The sequence below is a fragment of the Qipengyuania sp. JB2-7 genome (genome assembly GCF_055693485.1).
This window is the reverse complement of the sequence record NZ_CM146335.1, coordinates 2,509,978-2,526,747: the sequence shown is the minus strand read 5'-3', so window position 1 is coordinate 2,526,747 and position 16,770 is coordinate 2,509,978. Positions and strand designations below refer to the sequence as shown.

General features: G+C 57.2%; 15 protein-coding genes and 1 pseudogene. 9 read left to right on the top strand and 7 right to left on the bottom strand.

Translation table 11 applies throughout. The features are described from left to right. The first annotated feature begins 48 nt into the window (after positions 1–48). From ftsZ to ACZ1GM_RS12685, 9 genes are all read left to right on the top strand, one after another. Entirely contained in the window at positions 49–1,962 is a 1,914-nt protein-coding gene (ftsZ, locus tag ACZ1GM_RS12725) for a cell division protein FtsZ (protein ID WP_472676784.1), read from the top strand. A gap of 135 nt (positions 1,963–2,097) precedes the next feature. Then, complete coding sequence (locus tag ACZ1GM_RS12720; RefSeq protein ID WP_472676783.1) at positions 2,098–3,573, top strand: SPOR domain-containing protein; 1,476 nt, start codon at positions 2,098–2,100, stop codon at positions 3,571–3,573. Between the two features lie 164 nt (positions 3,574–3,737). After that, the gene (locus ACZ1GM_RS12715) at positions 3,738–4,238 is read left to right on the top strand and encodes a type III secretion system chaperone family protein (RefSeq protein WP_472676782.1); all 501 of its coding nucleotides are present in this window, start codon (positions 3,738–3,740) and stop codon (positions 4,236–4,238) included. Positions 4,239–4,282: 44 nt separating this feature from the next. Continuing rightward, positions 4,283–5,086, top strand: coding sequence for a pyrroline-5-carboxylate reductase family protein (locus tag ACZ1GM_RS12710; protein WP_472676781.1), 804 nt, complete (start codon positions 4,283–4,285; stop codon positions 5,084–5,086). 110 nt (positions 5,087–5,196) lie between these two features. Next, positions 5,197–5,940 (top strand): Bax inhibitor-1/YccA family protein, encoded by a 744-nt coding sequence (locus ACZ1GM_RS12705; RefSeq protein WP_472676780.1) that lies wholly within the window; start codon positions 5,197–5,199, stop codon positions 5,938–5,940. A gap of 184 nt (positions 5,941–6,124) precedes the next feature. Next, entirely contained in the window at positions 6,125–6,919 is a 795-nt protein-coding gene (locus tag ACZ1GM_RS12700; RefSeq protein ID WP_472676779.1) for a hypothetical protein, read from the top strand. Between the two features lie 105 nt (positions 6,920–7,024). Continuing rightward, a complete protein-coding gene (obgE, locus tag ACZ1GM_RS12695) occupies positions 7,025–8,083 on the top strand; it encodes a GTPase ObgE (RefSeq protein WP_472676778.1) in 1,059 nt (352 codons plus the stop codon). A 4-nt stretch (positions 8,084–8,087) separates the two neighbouring features. Then, complete coding sequence (gene proB / locus ACZ1GM_RS12690; RefSeq protein ID WP_472676777.1) at positions 8,088–9,212, top strand: glutamate 5-kinase; 1,125 nt, start codon at positions 8,088–8,090, stop codon at positions 9,210–9,212. Then, positions 9,209–10,159 (top strand): NAD-dependent epimerase/dehydratase family protein, encoded by a 951-nt coding sequence (locus ACZ1GM_RS12685; RefSeq protein ID WP_472676776.1) that lies wholly within the window; start codon positions 9,209–9,211, stop codon positions 10,157–10,159. The genes proB and ACZ1GM_RS12685 overlap by 4 nt, the downstream gene beginning before the upstream one ends. Positions 10,160–10,243: 84 nt before the next feature. Here the strand turns inward: ACZ1GM_RS12685 and ACZ1GM_RS12680 are convergent. From ACZ1GM_RS12680 to metC, 7 genes and pseudogenes are all read right to left on the bottom strand, one after another. Further along, positions 10,244–11,030, bottom strand: a pseudogene (locus ACZ1GM_RS12680) (phosphoadenylyl-sulfate reductase). Then, entirely contained in the window at positions 11,027–11,476 is a 450-nt protein-coding gene (locus tag ACZ1GM_RS12675; protein WP_472676775.1) for a DUF934 domain-containing protein, read from the bottom strand. The pseudogene ACZ1GM_RS12680 and the gene ACZ1GM_RS12675 overlap by 4 nt, the downstream one beginning before the upstream one ends. Further along, a complete protein-coding gene (locus tag ACZ1GM_RS12670) occupies positions 11,469–13,103 on the bottom strand; it encodes a nitrite/sulfite reductase (protein ID WP_472676774.1) in 1,635 nt (544 codons plus the stop codon). The genes ACZ1GM_RS12675 and ACZ1GM_RS12670 overlap by 8 nt, the downstream gene beginning before the upstream one ends. A 2-nt stretch (positions 13,104–13,105) precedes the next feature. Continuing rightward, a complete protein-coding gene (locus ACZ1GM_RS12665; protein WP_472676773.1) occupies positions 13,106–13,402 on the bottom strand; it encodes a DUF2849 domain-containing protein in 297 nt (98 codons plus the stop codon). After that, a complete protein-coding gene (cobA, locus tag ACZ1GM_RS12660) occupies positions 13,399–14,169 on the bottom strand; it encodes a uroporphyrinogen-III C-methyltransferase (RefSeq protein ID WP_472676772.1) in 771 nt (256 codons plus the stop codon). The genes ACZ1GM_RS12665 and cobA overlap by 4 nt, the downstream gene beginning before the upstream one ends. Positions 14,170–14,266: 97 nt before the next feature. Continuing rightward, on the bottom strand, positions 14,267–15,379 hold the full coding sequence (locus ACZ1GM_RS12655; RefSeq protein ID WP_472676771.1) for a mechanosensitive ion channel family protein: 1,113 nt from the start codon (positions 15,377–15,379) through the stop codon (positions 14,267–14,269). Then, entirely contained in the window at positions 15,376–16,581 is a 1,206-nt protein-coding gene (metC, locus tag ACZ1GM_RS12650; protein WP_472676770.1) for a cystathionine beta-lyase, read from the bottom strand. Before metC ends, ACZ1GM_RS12655 begins: the two co-directional genes overlap by 4 nt. Positions 16,582–16,770: the final 189 nt, after the last annotated feature.

The window sequence follows — 16,770 nt, the reverse complement described above, 5'->3', positions numbered from 1 at the left end:
TTGGGTTAAAGCACACAAATATTATCCTTTTCCCCGGAGGGAAGCATCATGAGCATTAATATCGGCCCCGCTTCAACGGACGAGCTCCGCCCCAAGATCACTGTCATCGGTGTCGGAGGAGCTGGCGGGAACGCCATCGCCAATATGATGGCGGCTGACATTGAGGGCGTAGATTTTATCGTTGCCAACACCGACGCGCAGGCATTGAGTAACGCATCGGCGGAAAAGCGCATTCAATTGGGGCCGGATATTACAGGTGGCCTTGGCGCGGGTGCGCGGCCAGAGGTTGGTAAGGCGACCGCAGAAGAGACCGTTGATGAGATCGACCATGCTCTTGATGGTGTAAATATGTGCTTCATCGCCGCCGGTATGGGCGGCGGTACGGGCACTGGCGCTGCGCCTGTTATTGCTGAGGCTGCGCGCAAAAAAGGTGTTCTGACCGTTGGGGTGGTGACGAAGCCGTTTCTGTTCGAAGGTACGCGGCGGATGCGTGCGGCGGAAGCTGGCATTGAAGAGCTGCAGAAACATGTCGACACACTGATTGTCATTCCGAACCAGAACCTGTTTTTGGTGGCGAAGGCTGAAACGACTTTCAAGGAGGCGTTCGAGCTCGCCGATGAGGTGCTTCAGCAAGGTGTGCGGTCGATCACTGATCTCATGGTCATGCCTGGCCTAATCAATTTGGACTTCGCCGACGTCCGCTCCGTGATGAGTGAGATGGGTAAGGCCATGATGGGGACCGGTGAAGGTGAGGGCGACAATCGCGCTCTCGAAGCAGCTGAGCGGGCAATTGCCAATCCTTTGCTTGACGGTGTTAGTATGGCTGGCGCGAAGGGCGTTATTATCTCAATCCTCGGCGGAGAGGATATGAAGCTGCTTGAGGTTGATGAGGCCGCCAACCATATCCGCGAGCTGGTGGATGAAGATGCGAACATCATTTGGGGTTCGGCATTCAACCCTGACCTTGAAGGACGTATCCGAGTTTCCGTGGTCGCGACTGGCATCGATGAAGGTGCTATGCCTGCGCAAGCACAGACGCGTCCATTCTCGCTCGCCGATGCAAAGCCACTCCGTCGACCAGCGATGGATCTTCCTCGGGAAGCGGAGATGGAAGACGAGCCGTTCGAACTTGATGAAGGCTTGTCCGCAGAACCTGAAGAGGAAGTGTCGGAAACCGAGGAAGCACCTTTCGGCCTGATGGGGGACGTGTCCCCTATAGAGCTTTCGGAAGAGGCGCCAGATCCTGAGGTCGAAGATGAAGTCGCCGAAAGCGGCGTTGCTGCATCATTGGGCCTGAGCGCAATGTCAGATGTCGATGCAGAGGGCGATGATGATGACGAATATGACGATGTCGATGGCATCGTCGACCCGTTAGAGGGGCTTCGCAACGAACATACAGAGCGCTTTGAATCGGTTGATGGCGATGGTCTTGATGAACCCGCAGATGATAGCCAGGCTGCTCAGGTCAACGACGGTGATGGCGGATGGAGCTCTGAGGATAGCGCCGCGACTGATGGCGCGGAGCCACTTGATCTGTCCAACCCCATCAGTGATGACTTGAGCGAGGAAGGCGGCGCAGGTCAGGACGAACTTCAGCTTGGCGTGGACGATATGGCTGCGCCCGCGAGCGACGATGCACCTGAAGGTGGGCGACGTCGTAATCTTGTTGTGGATGATTCTCTCGGCGGTGATGCTGGTCCTGCTGTCCCGGCACCGGCGCCCGGCGGTACTGGTACTGGCGAGAGTGCACCTGCAACCGGCGGCGGTGCAGCAGCCGCAGGCGGGGCTGCCGCCGGCGGTGTGCAAGGCAGCACATTGTTTGAACGGATGGCGCGACTCTCTCGTGGCTCTGGCTCAGATGACGAGAATGACGATAAGGACAAAGATGAGGACGATGATGGCGATTCTGGCGGGTCCGGTCTCAGCATCCCTCGTTTCCTTGGTCGCCAGAACAACCAATAAGAGAACAACCAGCAGGACGTAAGTTGCCGAGGTAAATTTGTTGTCTTGACCTGCTGACTCGCGGTCTGTGATCGCGTATAGCTCTCGTGTTATCGCGTTTGTTGGCAGCTTAGATTTGTTGTGTTTGATCTCAATTTGAGAACCCCATCGATTTGTTTCGGCCTGGCATGCTTGGCCGCCGTATTGATCCCGGATGCGCCAGCAACGGCGCAGGCGGTTTCGCGTGAAATTGTGCAACCAATTCCGCCGGCGGCGTCGGGTGCGCTTAACCGCGCTTTGCAGCGGCTGGCTCGTCGGCCCCGCGATCTTGAAGCGCTTCTGGCGGCTGGCAATGCCTCGCTCGATCTCAATGACAATGACGCAGCAGTGGGCTTTTTCCTGCGCGCGCGCGAAGTTGAGCCTGGCAACGCCCAAATGCTGTTGGGTCTTGCTCAGGCACAGCTGGCCACCGGTCGTCCTGTCGAGGCTTTGAATCTATTTGAGCAGGCGGAAAATGCTGGTGTGAATTCCCAACTTATGGAGGCGGATCGCGGACTTGCCTTCGATCTGGTTGGTGACAATGCCAAAGCGCAGACCCTGTATGAAAGCGCTTTAGCGCGGGGCGATGACGCAGAACTGAGCCGCCGACTTGCATTGAGTCACGCGATTTCTGGTAATCGCAATGCCTTTGAGCGTGTTCTGTATTCGCAGCTTGAACGCTCCGAAAAGGCTGGGTTTCGGACCCGAGCATTCGGCCTCGCCATTTTGGGGGAGCCAGAGGAAGCGGTGAAAATTGCGGAGGCGCTGATGCCCACTGATTTGGCGCTGCGTATGGCGCCTTATCTACGATACATGCCGCGACTGACTAAGGCGCAACAGGCGGCTGCTGCGAATTTGGGCGTTTTCCCTCGCGCGGCCAGTATCGGGCGTGACGAACCCGCCATCGCCAACTATGCGGCGCGGGGGGCGGAGATTGCGGCACAGGCCAGCGCTTCCCTGACGCCAAGCGGTGCGGCGATGGGCACTGACACGAGCGAATTGGCGACGCCAGCAAGCAATGATCCGCGAAGCAGACGTTCCGACCGTACTGCCAATGCCGCTGAGAAAGGGGGTGCTGAACGGACTATTGCCCCTAGGCCAGTTTCAGCTTTGGAAAGAGCTGAACAGGCTGCGACCGGTGAAAGCGCGGTGGCCGGCGCGCAACCACAGCAGGTCAGGCCGAGCGTTGTGAACGCGTTCTCTGACTTTGCCAGTGCATCAGCGAACAGTGCTGAGAGGCGAGAGGGTGCGGTTGATATTGCCTCCATCGTCCCCCCTCGGGAGGTAGAGCAAGAAGAACAGGCAGAACCGGGCCCGCCAGCACATCCGGCGAGGTATTGGGTGCAAGTTGCAACTGGGCGAGATCGGTCTGCTTTACGCTTCGATTGGCGACGGATTGCGCGTCAGGCAGGCGGGGCCCTTTCCGACAAGGGGCCTTTCGTGACGCCATGGGGGCAGGCAAACCGTTTGCTGGCTGGCCCATTTGAGACAGCAGCAGATGCACGAAAAATAATCAATGAATTAAGTGGTTTAGGTCTCGATACATTCGCCTTCAATAGCCCTGAGGGACAAGCGATCGATCCACTAAGCTGATCAGGGTCGGATTTGTCCCCACTTGAAATGCTTGTTCACAGGGTTTGAACAGGCAAGTCAGTTTCTCCCCAATCGTGCGACGGTCTGTAATTGCCAAATGCCTGCGGCGGAGTGCATCCCGGTCTCAATGATTTGGACCCTCCCCCATTCCACGCGGCGCGACGATGCCTAGCGTCAGTCAACAGTTTTCAGCTGACGAGGCTGCCCCTATTGATATGCTTGCGGCCTTGTTTGAGGCGCGGGGTTGGCCGGCATCGTGCGCGGATGATGAGATCTCTGGCGAGATACAGGGGAGCTGGGCGAAGTATCATGTGAAAGGTATTTGGCGCCCGGAAGACAACGTTCTTCAGGTGTTGTGTCTCCCCGATATCCGCATCGCGGAGGACAAACGCTCTGCGGCTCATGAGTTAGTTGCGCTGATCAATGAGCAGGTCTGGATGGGGCATTTTGACATCTGGTCAAATGGCGGCGTGCTGCTTTATCGCAATGGCAATATGCTCGGCGATGATGGTCGTCTGAGCCTTACTCAAGCACAGGCTTTGATCGAGATCGCCGTTGAAGAATGCGATCGGTTCTATCCCGCGTTTCAGTTTGTGTTGTGGGGTGACAAGGAACCCGCTGCGGCGCTTGAAGCTGCGATGGTCGACGCCGCCGGCGAAGCTTGATCAGATTGCTTGATACCGCCGGCTGACTGGCGCACAAGCAATCCATGGACAAACGCATTCTTGTTTTCGGCTTTGGCAATATGGCCGCCGCCATGGTCGAGGGATGGATCGCGTCTGGTATCGAGCCGGATCGATTCACCATTTATAATCCGCGGCCAAAAGCTGTTCCATCAGGCGCAGTCTTCACGGATATCATACCATTGGCACCATTCGAAGTCGTGGTGCTGGGCTTCAAGCCCCATATGCTCGGCGGGATTGCGCCGGATATGCAGAGCTGCGTAGGGCCTGATACGACCGTTGTGTCAGTGCTCGCGGGGGTCGAACTTGCCACTTTGCGAGCGGCATATCCTCATGCAGGCGGGGTGGTGCGCTTCATGCCCAATCTTGCTGTCGCGTTGGGCAAATCGCCCAATGCGCTGATCGCGGAGGGCCTGAGCGATGAGCAACGGGAATTGATGGCTGATCTCGCGGATCGGCTTGGCAGTGCTGAGTGGCTCGAAGAAGAGGTGCAGTTTGACCTCGTGACCGCGCTTGCCGGATCTGGCCCTGGTTTTGTGTATCGCTTCATCGACGCGCTGGCATCTGGCGCTAGCGACCTGGGCCTTGATGCTGAGCAGGCGCAGCGACTGGCGGTGCAAATGGTTGAGGGGGCGGGTGCTCTCGCCGCCGCATCTGCCGATTCCCCGCGCACTCTTGCGGCCCGTGTCGCCAGTCCTGGTGGCATGACTCAGCAGGGTCTTGACGTGCTTGATGCGGACAATATTCTTAACGAATTACTGCGCAAAACGTTAAGGGCGGCGCGCGATCGCGGTACAGAATTGGCTGAACAGGCGCGCGACAAGGGTTAATCGGTCGCCGTGGACTGGCTGTCCGGTTTTACTTGAAAATTGCCCGAAAAACACCGATATTGACAATGTATCAGGGCGCTTGTGCCCTGCGCAGAGGAGTTATGACTACTATGGCTGATTGGAACGACACGAATAATAGGCAGACGGGCTTCGGCTCAGTGCCGCGTGCCGGGGATGCCGTCGCTCGTCAGGAAACTTTTGATGCGGGCCTCAGGGCTCACATGCTGAAGATTTATAATTATATGTGCTCAGGCGTATTACTGACAGGGATTGTCGCACTACTCACTGCACAAAGTGGGCTGGTATACTCGCTGATGCAAGGTCCATTGTTCTGGCTGGTGGCGTTGGCACCGCTCGGCTTTGTTTTTGCGATGAGCTTTGGCGCGAACAAGTTCAGCCAGGGCACATTGCAAGTGATGTTTTGGGCCTTCGCGATCGCCATGGGGCTTTCGCTTTCATCGATCTTCGTGGTCTACACTGGTGAATCGATTGCCGCGACGTTCTTCGCAACGGCTGGCGCGTTCGCTGGACTCAGCCTTTTTGGCTACACCACTAAGAAAGATTTGTCGGGCTTCGGCACTTTTCTGGTCATGGGCGTGATCGGTCTGATCATCGCATCTGTCATCAACATTTTCATCGGGTCGAGCACACTTGGTCTGGCGATCAGCTTCCTCGGTGTGCTTATCTTTGCCGGTCTGACGGCTTACGATACGCAGCGTCTGAAGCGCGAATACGATTATCTTCGCGGTACAGAGTTCGCAGGCAAGGCCGTTATTCTCGGCGCCCTGAGCCTGTATCTCGATTTCATCAACATGTTCCTCTTCCTGCTTCGCTTTATGGGTTCGCGCGAGTGACGGAACTTACTTAGTTGCGACGGATGGTCGCAGCTGAGAATCGCTTTATCGTGCCCGGGGCGTTTTGAGCGCTCCGGGCATTTTCTTTGCGCAATCCCCGCGCTAGTCTCATCGCTTCATTGCGGGTCAATACTTTACCCGTAATGTATCAGGGATATTCGCGGGTAGAAGGGTGCGCATTGCGATGAGCGGGAAGCAAATTGATCGGGATCAGCAACGGGCGAGCATCGCTCAGAAAATCCGTATTGTAGCGGTAGCAGGCGGGCTGGCAACGCTGGCTGCATGTGCAACGCCGCCTCCTCCTCCGCCGCCACCTCCACCACCGCCGCCGGTACAAGTCATCCCAGCGCGGCCATTGCCACCCGGTGGTGCGACAGCCAACATGGTAATACCGACCATTGGTGTCGACGGGACGCGGCAGACGGTGAATGCGGGAATCTCGGAGGCGCAGACGATCTGGAACCTGCGCTCAGCGCTCAATGTTGCGGCGTTGAACTGCTTGGACACTAGACATGCATCGATCCTGCCCAATTATAAGAGCTTTCTGAACGCGCATTCACGCCAGCTACGCACCACAAATCGCGCGGTTGGCCGTGAATTTCGGGATAAGCACGGGCGCAGCTATCGCAATGTGCAAGATTCCTACATGACCCAAGTCTATAACTACTTTGCGCTGCCACCTGCGCTTGATGATTTCTGCGATGCCGCCGTGATAGTAAGTGGTGAGGCCGCAACCGCGCCTGTTGGCGGGCTTGATGTATTTTCGTTAGGCGCACTCGGTCGGATTGAAGCGGTCTTCGAGAACTTCTACCGTTCTTACGAGCAATATCGTGTTGATCTGGCAGCTTGGGACGCGGAGTACGGTCCGAAACCCATGACCGCTCAGTCGGTGCCGGGTGCAACGCCAACGCCGCTGCCGACAGAGGGGCCGATCTTTCAGCCAAGCCCCACGGTGCAGGGCACCGATGAGGGCGGCTAGCGAATAGCCAATCGCAGACTAGCCGGACGGGCTAATTGCTCAGTCTTTTACCTAGCGTAGCAAAAAAGCCTCCCTTTGTGCTGCGTTAGAGACTAGGTCGCGCTCATGCACTTCCTTGATCAGGCAAAGATATATCTGAAATCGGGCGCTGGAGGCCCTGGCGCGGTGAGTTTTCGCCGCGAGAAGTATGTCGAATATGGTGGCCCTGATGGCGGGAATGGCGGCAAAGGCGGTGACATTATTTTTGAGGCTGTTCAGGGCCTCAATACGCTGATCGATTTCCGCTATGCTCAGCATTTCAAGGCCAGCCGTGGCTCCCATGGTATGGGCCGCGATCGCACGGGCGCAGGCGCCGACGATATGATTGTCAAGGTGCCTGTCGGAACTCAGGTTCTGTCAGAGGATAAGGAAGAGGTCTTGGCCGACTTCACCGAAGTGGGTCAGCGCGAAGTGTTCCTTAGGGGCGGTGCAGGCGGGCGCGGCAATGCAAGCTATAAAAGCTCAACCAACCGCGCACCCAGACAACACCAACCTGGCGAGCCGGGCGAGGAAATGTGGGTGTGGCTACGGCTCAAACTGCTCGCAGATGTCGGCCTGCTCGGCCTGCCAAATGCCGGCAAATCGACTTTCATCAATGCGGTTTCCAATGCCAAGGCTAAGGTTGGCCATTATGCCTTTACCACGCTGGTGCCGAAACTGGGCGTGGTTCATCATAAGGGACGCGAATTCGTGCTGGCAGATATTCCCGGCCTGATTGAAGGCGCGGCGGACGGTGCCGGTATTGGCGACCGTTTTTTGGGTCATATCGAGCGGTGCCGCGTACTCATTCATCTGGTCGATATTGCGGGTGATGATCCTGCGGAAGCTTTTCGTACGATAAATGCAGAGCTTGAGGCATATGGGGCGGGATTGGGTGACAAACCGCAACTGATTGCGCTGAACAAGCTGGACCTCGCGGATGAGGAACTCGCTGCTGGATTTGCTGCGGAGCTGTTGGACGCAGGCGCGGACGAGGTATTTGCGGTATCTGGCACAACTGGTGCCGGGATTGAACCGCTTCTGGATGCAGTGTTGAGCTATCTGCCTGATCAGACATCAACCGAGACCAAGGCCGCAGAAGTCGATGATGCCGATGAGGCAAGCAGCGAGTGGTCACCAATCTAGTCTAATGACAATAGCGGCCCTCAAGGATATCCCTCAGGCAAAGCGCGTTGTCGTAAAGATCGGCAGCGCGCTGCTGGTTGAAAATGGATATCCGCGTCAGGATTGGCTTGCGGCCTTGGCGCAAGATATCACTACATTGAGAGAGCACGGCTGCGAAATTATCGTAGTGTGCTCTGGTGCGATTGCATTAGGTGCGGCGCAGCTCGAACTGGAGAAGGGCGGACGAGGAAGTCTCGCTGATGCTCAGGCGGCGGCGGCAGTCGGGCAGATCGCACTCGCGAATGTATGGTCGCGTGCGCTTGGCGAGGAGGGTCTCAATGCGGCGCAAATGCTGTTGACCCTTGATGACCTTGAGGATCGGCGGCGTTATCTCAACGGGTCCGCCACGCTCGACCGGTTGCTTGAGGCGGGTATTGTTCCGATCATCAATGAAAATGACAGCGTGGCCACAGAAGAGATCCGTTTTGGTGACAATGATCGGCTGGCGGCGCGCGTCGCGCAGGCTGCGGACGCGGACGTAGTCTTGCTGCTTTCTGATGTTGACGGGTTGTATGATCGCGATCCGGGGCATGGTGGGGCCAAGCTGATTGAGCGGGTGGAGGGCATCACGCCGGAGATATTGGCGATGGCAACGGACACGTCCTCGTCTGGGCTTGGTTCCGGCGGTATGACATCTAAGCTGCAGGCTGCGGAGATTGCTGAACGCGCGGGCATTTTGCTGGCGATCATCAATGGCAAACATAATGCGCCAATCTCCAGGGCGATTGCAGGAAATCACGGCACTGTGTTTGTGCCTCAACGAAATGATGGGGCGCGCAAAGGCTGGCTGAGCGGGCGATTGGCACCTGCCGGCTCGCTTAGTGTGGATGAAGGGTGCGCAAGGGCGTTGATGGAGCAGGGCGCTAGCGTGCTTGCGGTCGGTGTGACAGCGGTAGAGGGCGCGTTTGAACGCGGCGATCTGGTGACCATCTGCGGACCTGACGGCGAGCGGCTGGGACAAGGTTTATCAGAGTATGACGCGGTAAGTTGCCGCCGGATCGCTGGGATGCGTGAGGATCATCAAGCGAAGATCCTCGGTCACGCACCGCGCGCTGCGGTGGTGCACCGCGACCATATGGTGCTGTCGTGAAAATCGCGGTGACTGGCGCGACTGGCTTTGTCGGTCAGGCGTTCCTTGACTGTGTTTGTCCTACCGCTTCGCTACGTGAGGACAGGCACAGCGATTTTCAGGTCTGTGCATTGACCCGTCGCGAGCAGGAACCTCGCCAAGGCGTCGAATGGGTCATCGGCGATTTGAACGATACAGATGCGCTCAACGAACTGACGACTGGTTGCGATGTGATGGTGCATATTGCTGGCCTCACGAACACGCCTGACATCAATGAATTTGAGACGGCCAACATCGCCGGGACAGCGAATGTGATCGCGGCATGTAAAGCGGCGAACGTGAAACGACTCGTGTTCGTCTCGTCCTTGGCGGCGCGTGAACCGGGCTTGTCGGCATATGGCGCATCAAAGGCGGCAGCAGAGGCGCTGGTAGAGGATAGCGGCCTTGGTTGGACGATTGTGCGGCCACCTGCTGTTTATGGCCCGCGCGACCGTGATATGTTTGAACTGTTTCGCTCAGCGAAGTGGGGTTTCGTGCCGTTGCCGCCGAGTGGCGCGACATCGATCATTCATGTCGATGATCTGGCGAAGTTGCTTCTCTTCTTGGCCGTGTCTTCAAGTAACGAAGTCGTAGGACCGAGCAGAAAAACTCTGATCGAGCCTGATGATGGCCGCGTGGGTGGTTGGAGCCATAAAGAGCTTGCGCAGGCCATCGGTACAGCCATGGGGCGTCGTGTTTTTGCGCCCAATCTGCCAGCATTTGCCCTCCATATGTCCGCTGGATTTGACCGTCTTTTGCGAGGTGATGGCGCCAAACTGACGCCAGACAGAGTCGGCTATATGTGCCACCCAAATTGGGTGTCTCGATCTGACAGGCGCTTGCCAGCGACTGTCTGGCAGGCGGATATCTCGGGGCGCGATGGCCTCGCACAGACCGCCAAATGGTACCGCGATCAAGGTTGGTTGTAAGTTTGTTTTGAAGCACCGAGCCACCCAGGTTCTACCGGAGTATGTTCCGGGTGGTGGGGTGGAGGGCGCGGGTGGTGCAGCCAGCTAAAGGAAAGGCTCGTAGCCCGGGGGCAATTCGCCATCATCGGTGAGCGGGGTGTGAATACCGCATTCGGTTTTGTCCCAGCCCTTCCAGCGGTACGGAGCGTGGGTCTTCACCAGGCTTCACTTTGCTGGTGCAGGGTGAGCACCCGATTGAGGGATAGCCTTGCTCTACCAGCGGATGGCGGGGCAGATCATACTCTTCAAAGTATCCCTCGATCTTGCTCGCATCCCAATCGATCAACGGGTTCACTTTCAAGCGACCCTGCGCATCCGACACATCCAGTTCAAAACGGGGCAGATCGGCGCGCGTGGCATTTTGAAAGGACTTGCGGCCTGTCAGGCTGGAATCGAAACCGGCGAGCGCCTTTGCCAACGGCTTTACCTTGCGGATTTCGCAGCAGCCATCGGGATCATACGACCAGCGCAGGCCCGTCTCGTCCTTCGCCTCTAGCTCGCCCAGATCAGGGTAGAGATTGACGAGGTTTGCCAAGCCTAATCGTTCGACCAGCTCATCACGATAGGCCAGCGTTTCCGGAAAATGCTTGCCCGTTTCCAGAAACAAGACCGGCACACCGGGATCAATTTGCGCGACCAGATGCAACAGGATGCCGCTTTCCGCGCCGAAGCTCGAAACCATGGCGACGTTGCCAGCGACGCCCTGTGTAAGCACAGCATTGAGCAGTTCTTGCGTGCTCGCATTCGCGAACTGTGCATTGAGCGCAACTGCATCGTCAGCAGCGAAGCTTGGTCCAGAATCGATCCGGTCAATCGCGCGCATTGCCGTCATGCTGATGTTCCTTCGCCAGCAATCCTATGCCGCTTTGCCCAAATGGGGCGACGCCCATCCACGGTCGCCTGATAGACGTCGGGCCAGCGTGCAAAGGCGGCCTCTACATCAGCGGCGTTGAGTTCCTGATCGGGTTCGAACGCATCAAATCCGCAACGCCGCATATAGGCAAGCTGATCGACGAGGACGTCGCCGACTGCACGGATTTCGCCTGGAAAGCCTGCCTCGCGCAGAATGCGGGCTGAGGAATAGCCACGGCCATCGCCAAAAGCAGGGAAGTTCACCTCAATCAACGCCAAACGGTCAAGGTGATCGAGCAACGCGCGCGCGTCATCGCCGGGTTCGATCCGAACCGCGTTGGCGTTGGTTTGATCAAGGAATGCGTCGACCGTAACTGCCGCATGATCCACGGCTTCATCCTCGCGGAACCGAATTAGATTAGCCATACAGCGCCTCCTTGAACGGATCCATTCCGATCCTGCGATAGGTATCGAGGAAACGTTCCCCGTCCTTACGATGCTCCAGATAGAGATCAGTGACGGTTTCAATCGCGTCGATTACACCATCCTCGTCAAAACCGCGCCCGGTGATTTTGCCCAGCGCAGTGTCCTCTGCCTCGCTGCCGCCGAGCGAAAGCTGATAATTTTCGACACCTTTCTTATCGACGCCCAATACACCGATATGGCCAGCGTGGTGATGTCCGCAGGCGTTGATGCAGCCAGAGATTTTGAGCTTAAGCTGCCCGAGTTCTTCGGTCTTGCCGCTCTTTGCGAAACGCTCCGAAATTCGCTGAGCCAGTGGGATCGAACGGGCATTGGCGAGGCTGCAATAGTCGAGGCCTGGACACGCGATAATGTCCTCAATCGTATCGAGGTTGGGTGCGCCTAATTCGGCACCCTCTAGCGCAGTCCAAAGTGCGTACAGATCAGCGATCTTGACGTGCGGTAGAACCACATTCTGCGTGTGCATCACGCGCAGTTCGTCAAAGCTGTATTTCTCGGCCAGATCAGCCATCAGATGCATTTGTTCTGCGGTCGCGTCTCCGGGAATGCCACCAACCGGTTTGAGGCTGATCACCGTCGAGACATAACCTGTCTGCTTGTGCGGATGGGTGTTGCGGTCGACCCACAGGGCAAAGTCAGGGTCGCTGCGATCGATCTCGTCGCTCAGCCCGGTTTCGAACGCAGGGTCTGCGAAGTACGGTTTGATCCGCTCCAGCTCTTCAAGTGGCGGTTCAATGCCCTGATTGAGCATGTGCGTGAATTCTTCTTCGACCTGCCGCGCGTATTCCTCCGCGCCCAGTTCATGCAGCAGGATCTTGATCCGCGCCTTGTACTTGTTGTCGCGGCGGCCATAGCGGTTGTAAACCCGCAAAGCGGCCTCTGAATACGTGATCAGGTGATCCAGCGGCACAAAATCGCGGATGCAGTGGGCGATCATCGGGGTCCGACCCATGCCGCCGCCGGCGTAAAAGGCTGCGCCCAGCTCGCCCGCATCGTTTTTCACGATCTGAATGCCGATATCGTGCAGCCGCATTGCGGCGCGGTCCGTGTCGCTAGCGATGACTGCGATTTTGAACTTGCGCGGCAGATAGCTGAATTCCGGGTGGAAGCTCGACCATTGCCGCAGAATCTCCGCATAGGGACGCGGATCGACCAGTTCATCGGCGGCGGCGCCAGCGAAATGATCGGAACTGATATTCCGGATGCAATTACCGCTGGTTTGGATCGCATGCATCTCAACCTTGGCGAGATCTGCCAGAATGTCGGCGGCGTCTTCCAGTTTGATCCAGTTATACTGAAGGTTCTGCCGCGTGGTGAAGTGCCCATATCCGCGATCATATTTGTCGGCGATGTCGGCGAGCACGTGCATTTGCCGCGAGTTGAGCGTGCCATAAGGGATCGCGACGCGCAGCATATAGGCGTGCAATTGCAGATAGAGGCCGTTCATTAGCCGCAGCGGCTTGAATTGATCCTCCGTCAGCTTCCCTTCCAGCCGGCGGCGGGCCTGATCGCGGAATTCCTCCACGCGCGTGTCGACCATCGCCTGATCGTAAGAATCATATTGGTACATCGCTAGATCACCCAATTGCCGATTTCGGGATCAGCTGGTTTGAGAGTTAAGTCTGGCCGCACGGTCGGGCCGAGCGCGCGAATACGTTCCTTGATGTGGGCAGGGCGGGGCGTCCCGTTCTGCATCTCTGCATCAATCGCGTAGGGTATGTTTACACGCCGTGCGGCTTCTTCGCGGTGGGCGATTTCGTCGGCATCATCGCCGACTTCAGCGGCATCTTCGATGTGAATGGACCAGTCTTGCCCGGTCCACCAGACAACCGCGCCAGATTTTAGGTCATTGCCGGTGAGCAATTTCATGAGGATACCTCCTGAGCCAGAGCGGCAATTTGCGCATCATTCACCGTCGCGTCTCGGGCGGTTACCTCCCCAATCACGATGAGCGCCGGGCTGACAACTGTGTGAGCTTTCACCAGTTCAGGCAGCCCCGCTAGCAGGCCGCGCAATACACGCATTTCGGGTCGCGCAGCGTTTTCAATCACCGCGATTGGCATGTCTGGCGACAAACCATCTTCCATCAGTTTTTCGGCGATTTGGGGCGCTGTCTTGACACCCATATAGATGACCAGAGTGCGCCCTTTGCCCGCGAGGCCTGCCCAATTCTGATCCTTCAGTCCCTTGCATTGGCCAGCAACGAAGCTGACCACGCTGGACGCATCGCGGTGAGTGAGAGCGATTTGAGAGGCTGCGGCGGCACCGTTTGCGGCGCTAATACCTGGAATAATCTCGACCGGTATTCCCGCCGCTTGCAGAGCTTCAGCCTCTTCTCCGCCGCGTCCGAAAATCAGGGGGTCGCCGCCCTTTAGGCGAACGACATCGTGACCATTCTTCGCCTTTCGCACCAAAAGTGCGTTGATGTCATCTTGCGGGAGCGTGTGTTTCGAACGTTGCTTTGCCACTGAGATCAGCGTCGCATCCTCGCGCGCCAACGCAAGGATCGCCGGATCAACCAGACCATCGTGAACAATGATTGCGGCCTCTTGAAGCAATCGCGCAGCGCGCACGGTCAACAACTCCGGATCGCCTGGCCCTGCACCGACCAAAAATACTGTGCCATACTTTGCCATGTCGGGCAGATGCGCCTTGCCCCCGCAATCCGCCAATCAGAATGCGTGTCGGGTCAGACAGGATTTGTTTTGAAAGCCGATGTAGCCAATCGCGAAGTTAGTCTTTCGCCGGCAAATCCTTGTCAGCAAGCGCCGCGATAAGCTGCTCAAACTGTCCGTTGTTGCGCAAGTTGATGTCACGCTGCGGGAATGGAATTTCAATGTTGTTCTCTTTCAGCAGCCACCACAAATTCTTCAGGACCTGACTGCGTACATTGCCTACGCCATCCTCTGGATCGTTGATCCAGCAATGGATCACGAAGTTGACCGAACTATCGCCATACTCTGCCATCCAGATTGTCGGAGGTGGTGATTTGAGCACGCGATCGGATTGACGTGCCGCCTCCATCATCAGTTCTTCGGCGAGCTTCATATCAGCGTCATAGCTAACCCCGACAGGAACCTGCATACGCACATTTCTTGAAGAGTAAGACCAGTTTTCAACCTGATTGATCATCAGATTTTCATTCGGGATGAGGTATTCGCGCTGGTCACGGGTGGTTACCGATACTGCTCGAATACCAATTTTGCGGATCTGGCCAAAGGTTTCGTTGCCGGCTGTATCGGCCACGGCGATGACGTCCCCGGGCTTGATCGATTTATCCATCAACAGGATGATCCCGGCAATCAGGTTGCCGAATGTCTTTTGCAGGCCGAAGCCGATGGCGAGGCCGAATGCGCCGGAGAACACGGCAAGTGCGGTCAGGTCGATCCCAAGCAAATCTATGCCTAGAAAGAACGCCGCTGCCCAAATGATAATGGTGCTGATCTTTTCCGCCAGCAGATGTTGAGTTTCATCGAGCTTTGTGACGCGGCGAAGAAGCGAGGCGCATAGACGCGAGACAAGCCACGCTCCGGCTATGACAAGCAAAAGCGTGGCGGAGGCAAACAGAACATCCCAAAGGGAAATCCGCATCGACCCCATCTCGATGGCCATCGCGTCGAGACCCTCGACCATTCCGCCAATCGTCTCGCTGCGTTCGCTAACTGCCTCTTTCGCTTCGTCCGCAGCGGCGACAGCCTCAGTCGGCTCTGGCTCTGGTTGACTGGTGGTGCCGGTCTCGGCTGCTTCCACGGTCACTGCCTGACCAGGCACAAGTTCGACGCTTGCCGACACCTCGTCTGTTTGCGTGTCAGCAGTTTCGGTCGCTGTAGGTGCCACTGCAGTCATGATGCGTCCATTTGTTCAAGAGCCTGGGCCAAATCTGCAATCAGATCGTCGGCATCTTCCAAGCCGATAGATAACCTAACGCCGAATTGATCATTTTGGTCCCAATCGGGTCTTGGCCAAGTCATTGTGTCGCGTACTGGGCGTACGTCAAAGGGTAAGGCAAGGCTTTCAAACCCGCCCCAGCTATAGCCGATGCCGAACAGTTGAAGCGCGTCCACAAGGCGGCATCTCGCGGCATCGTCACGGCCCTTGATAACGAAGCTGAACAGGCCGCAGCCGCCAGTGAAGTCGCGTCGCCAAAGGTCGTAACCCTGGGCGCCGGGCAGGATCGGGCACAGCACGTGAGCAATTTCGTCACGCGCATTGAGCCATGCGGCAAGTCTGAGCGCAGTTGCAGTCTCCCGTTCTAACCTCACGCCCATCGTTCTAAGGCCGCGCAGAGCCAACGATGCATCGTCGGGCGATACGACCTGACCCAATTGCTGGCTGCGCGCACGAAGGCGTTTATACCACGCCTCTCCGGCTGTGCATGCACCAAGCATTACGTCTGAATGACCTACGACATGCTTGGTCAAAGCCTGAATGGTGATGTCGACACCGTGATCTAAAGCCTGAAAACCAAGCGACGTTGCCCATGTGTTGTCGAGCAGGCTGACTGCACCCTTTTTGCGCGCAATCGCCGCCAATGCTGCCACATCGCAGACTTCCATGGTCAGGCTGCCCGGACACTCAATCATCACCGCTTTGGTCTTGTCACAAAACAGATCGGCAAAATCATCCAGATCAAGCGGATCGTAGAACCGGTGCTCCACCCCAAAGCGCTTTAGCAGACCCATGGCCATGGTCCGTGTGGGATCATAGGCATTGTCAGTGACTAGCAGGACATCGCCCTGCCGCAGAACAGTCAACATCGCGCCCGCAATTGCCGCGACACCGCTCGGGTACAAGACGGTGCCAAATGCGCCTGGCTCCTGATCTGTCAGAGCATCTGCTAGCGCCCATTGCGTTGGCGAACCGCGCCTGCCGTAGAAGAATTGACCATCCGAGTTGCTCTTGACGCCATTGCGCAAAGCCGCGCAGTCTTCGTACAAGTGCGTGCTCGCGCGATAGATTGGCGGATTGACGACATGCGGGTTATCGCTGCGTCCGCTCGCAACTAGCTTGGTGCTGGAGCTGAGCTTACCTTTGTTCTTCGCGGCCAAGGAGTTTTCCGTTCGTACTGAGCTTGTCGACGCACCGTATTTGGTTTGCGGCGCATAGGCAAAGAAGAAGAGCAGCCCTTCGACAAGCTCAGGGCGAATGGGTCAAGTGCTACTAGTGGTATTCTTTGGCGTTGCGGGATCATTGCCCCATTCCTGCCAGCTACCATCATACAGCGCCGTATCATTGCG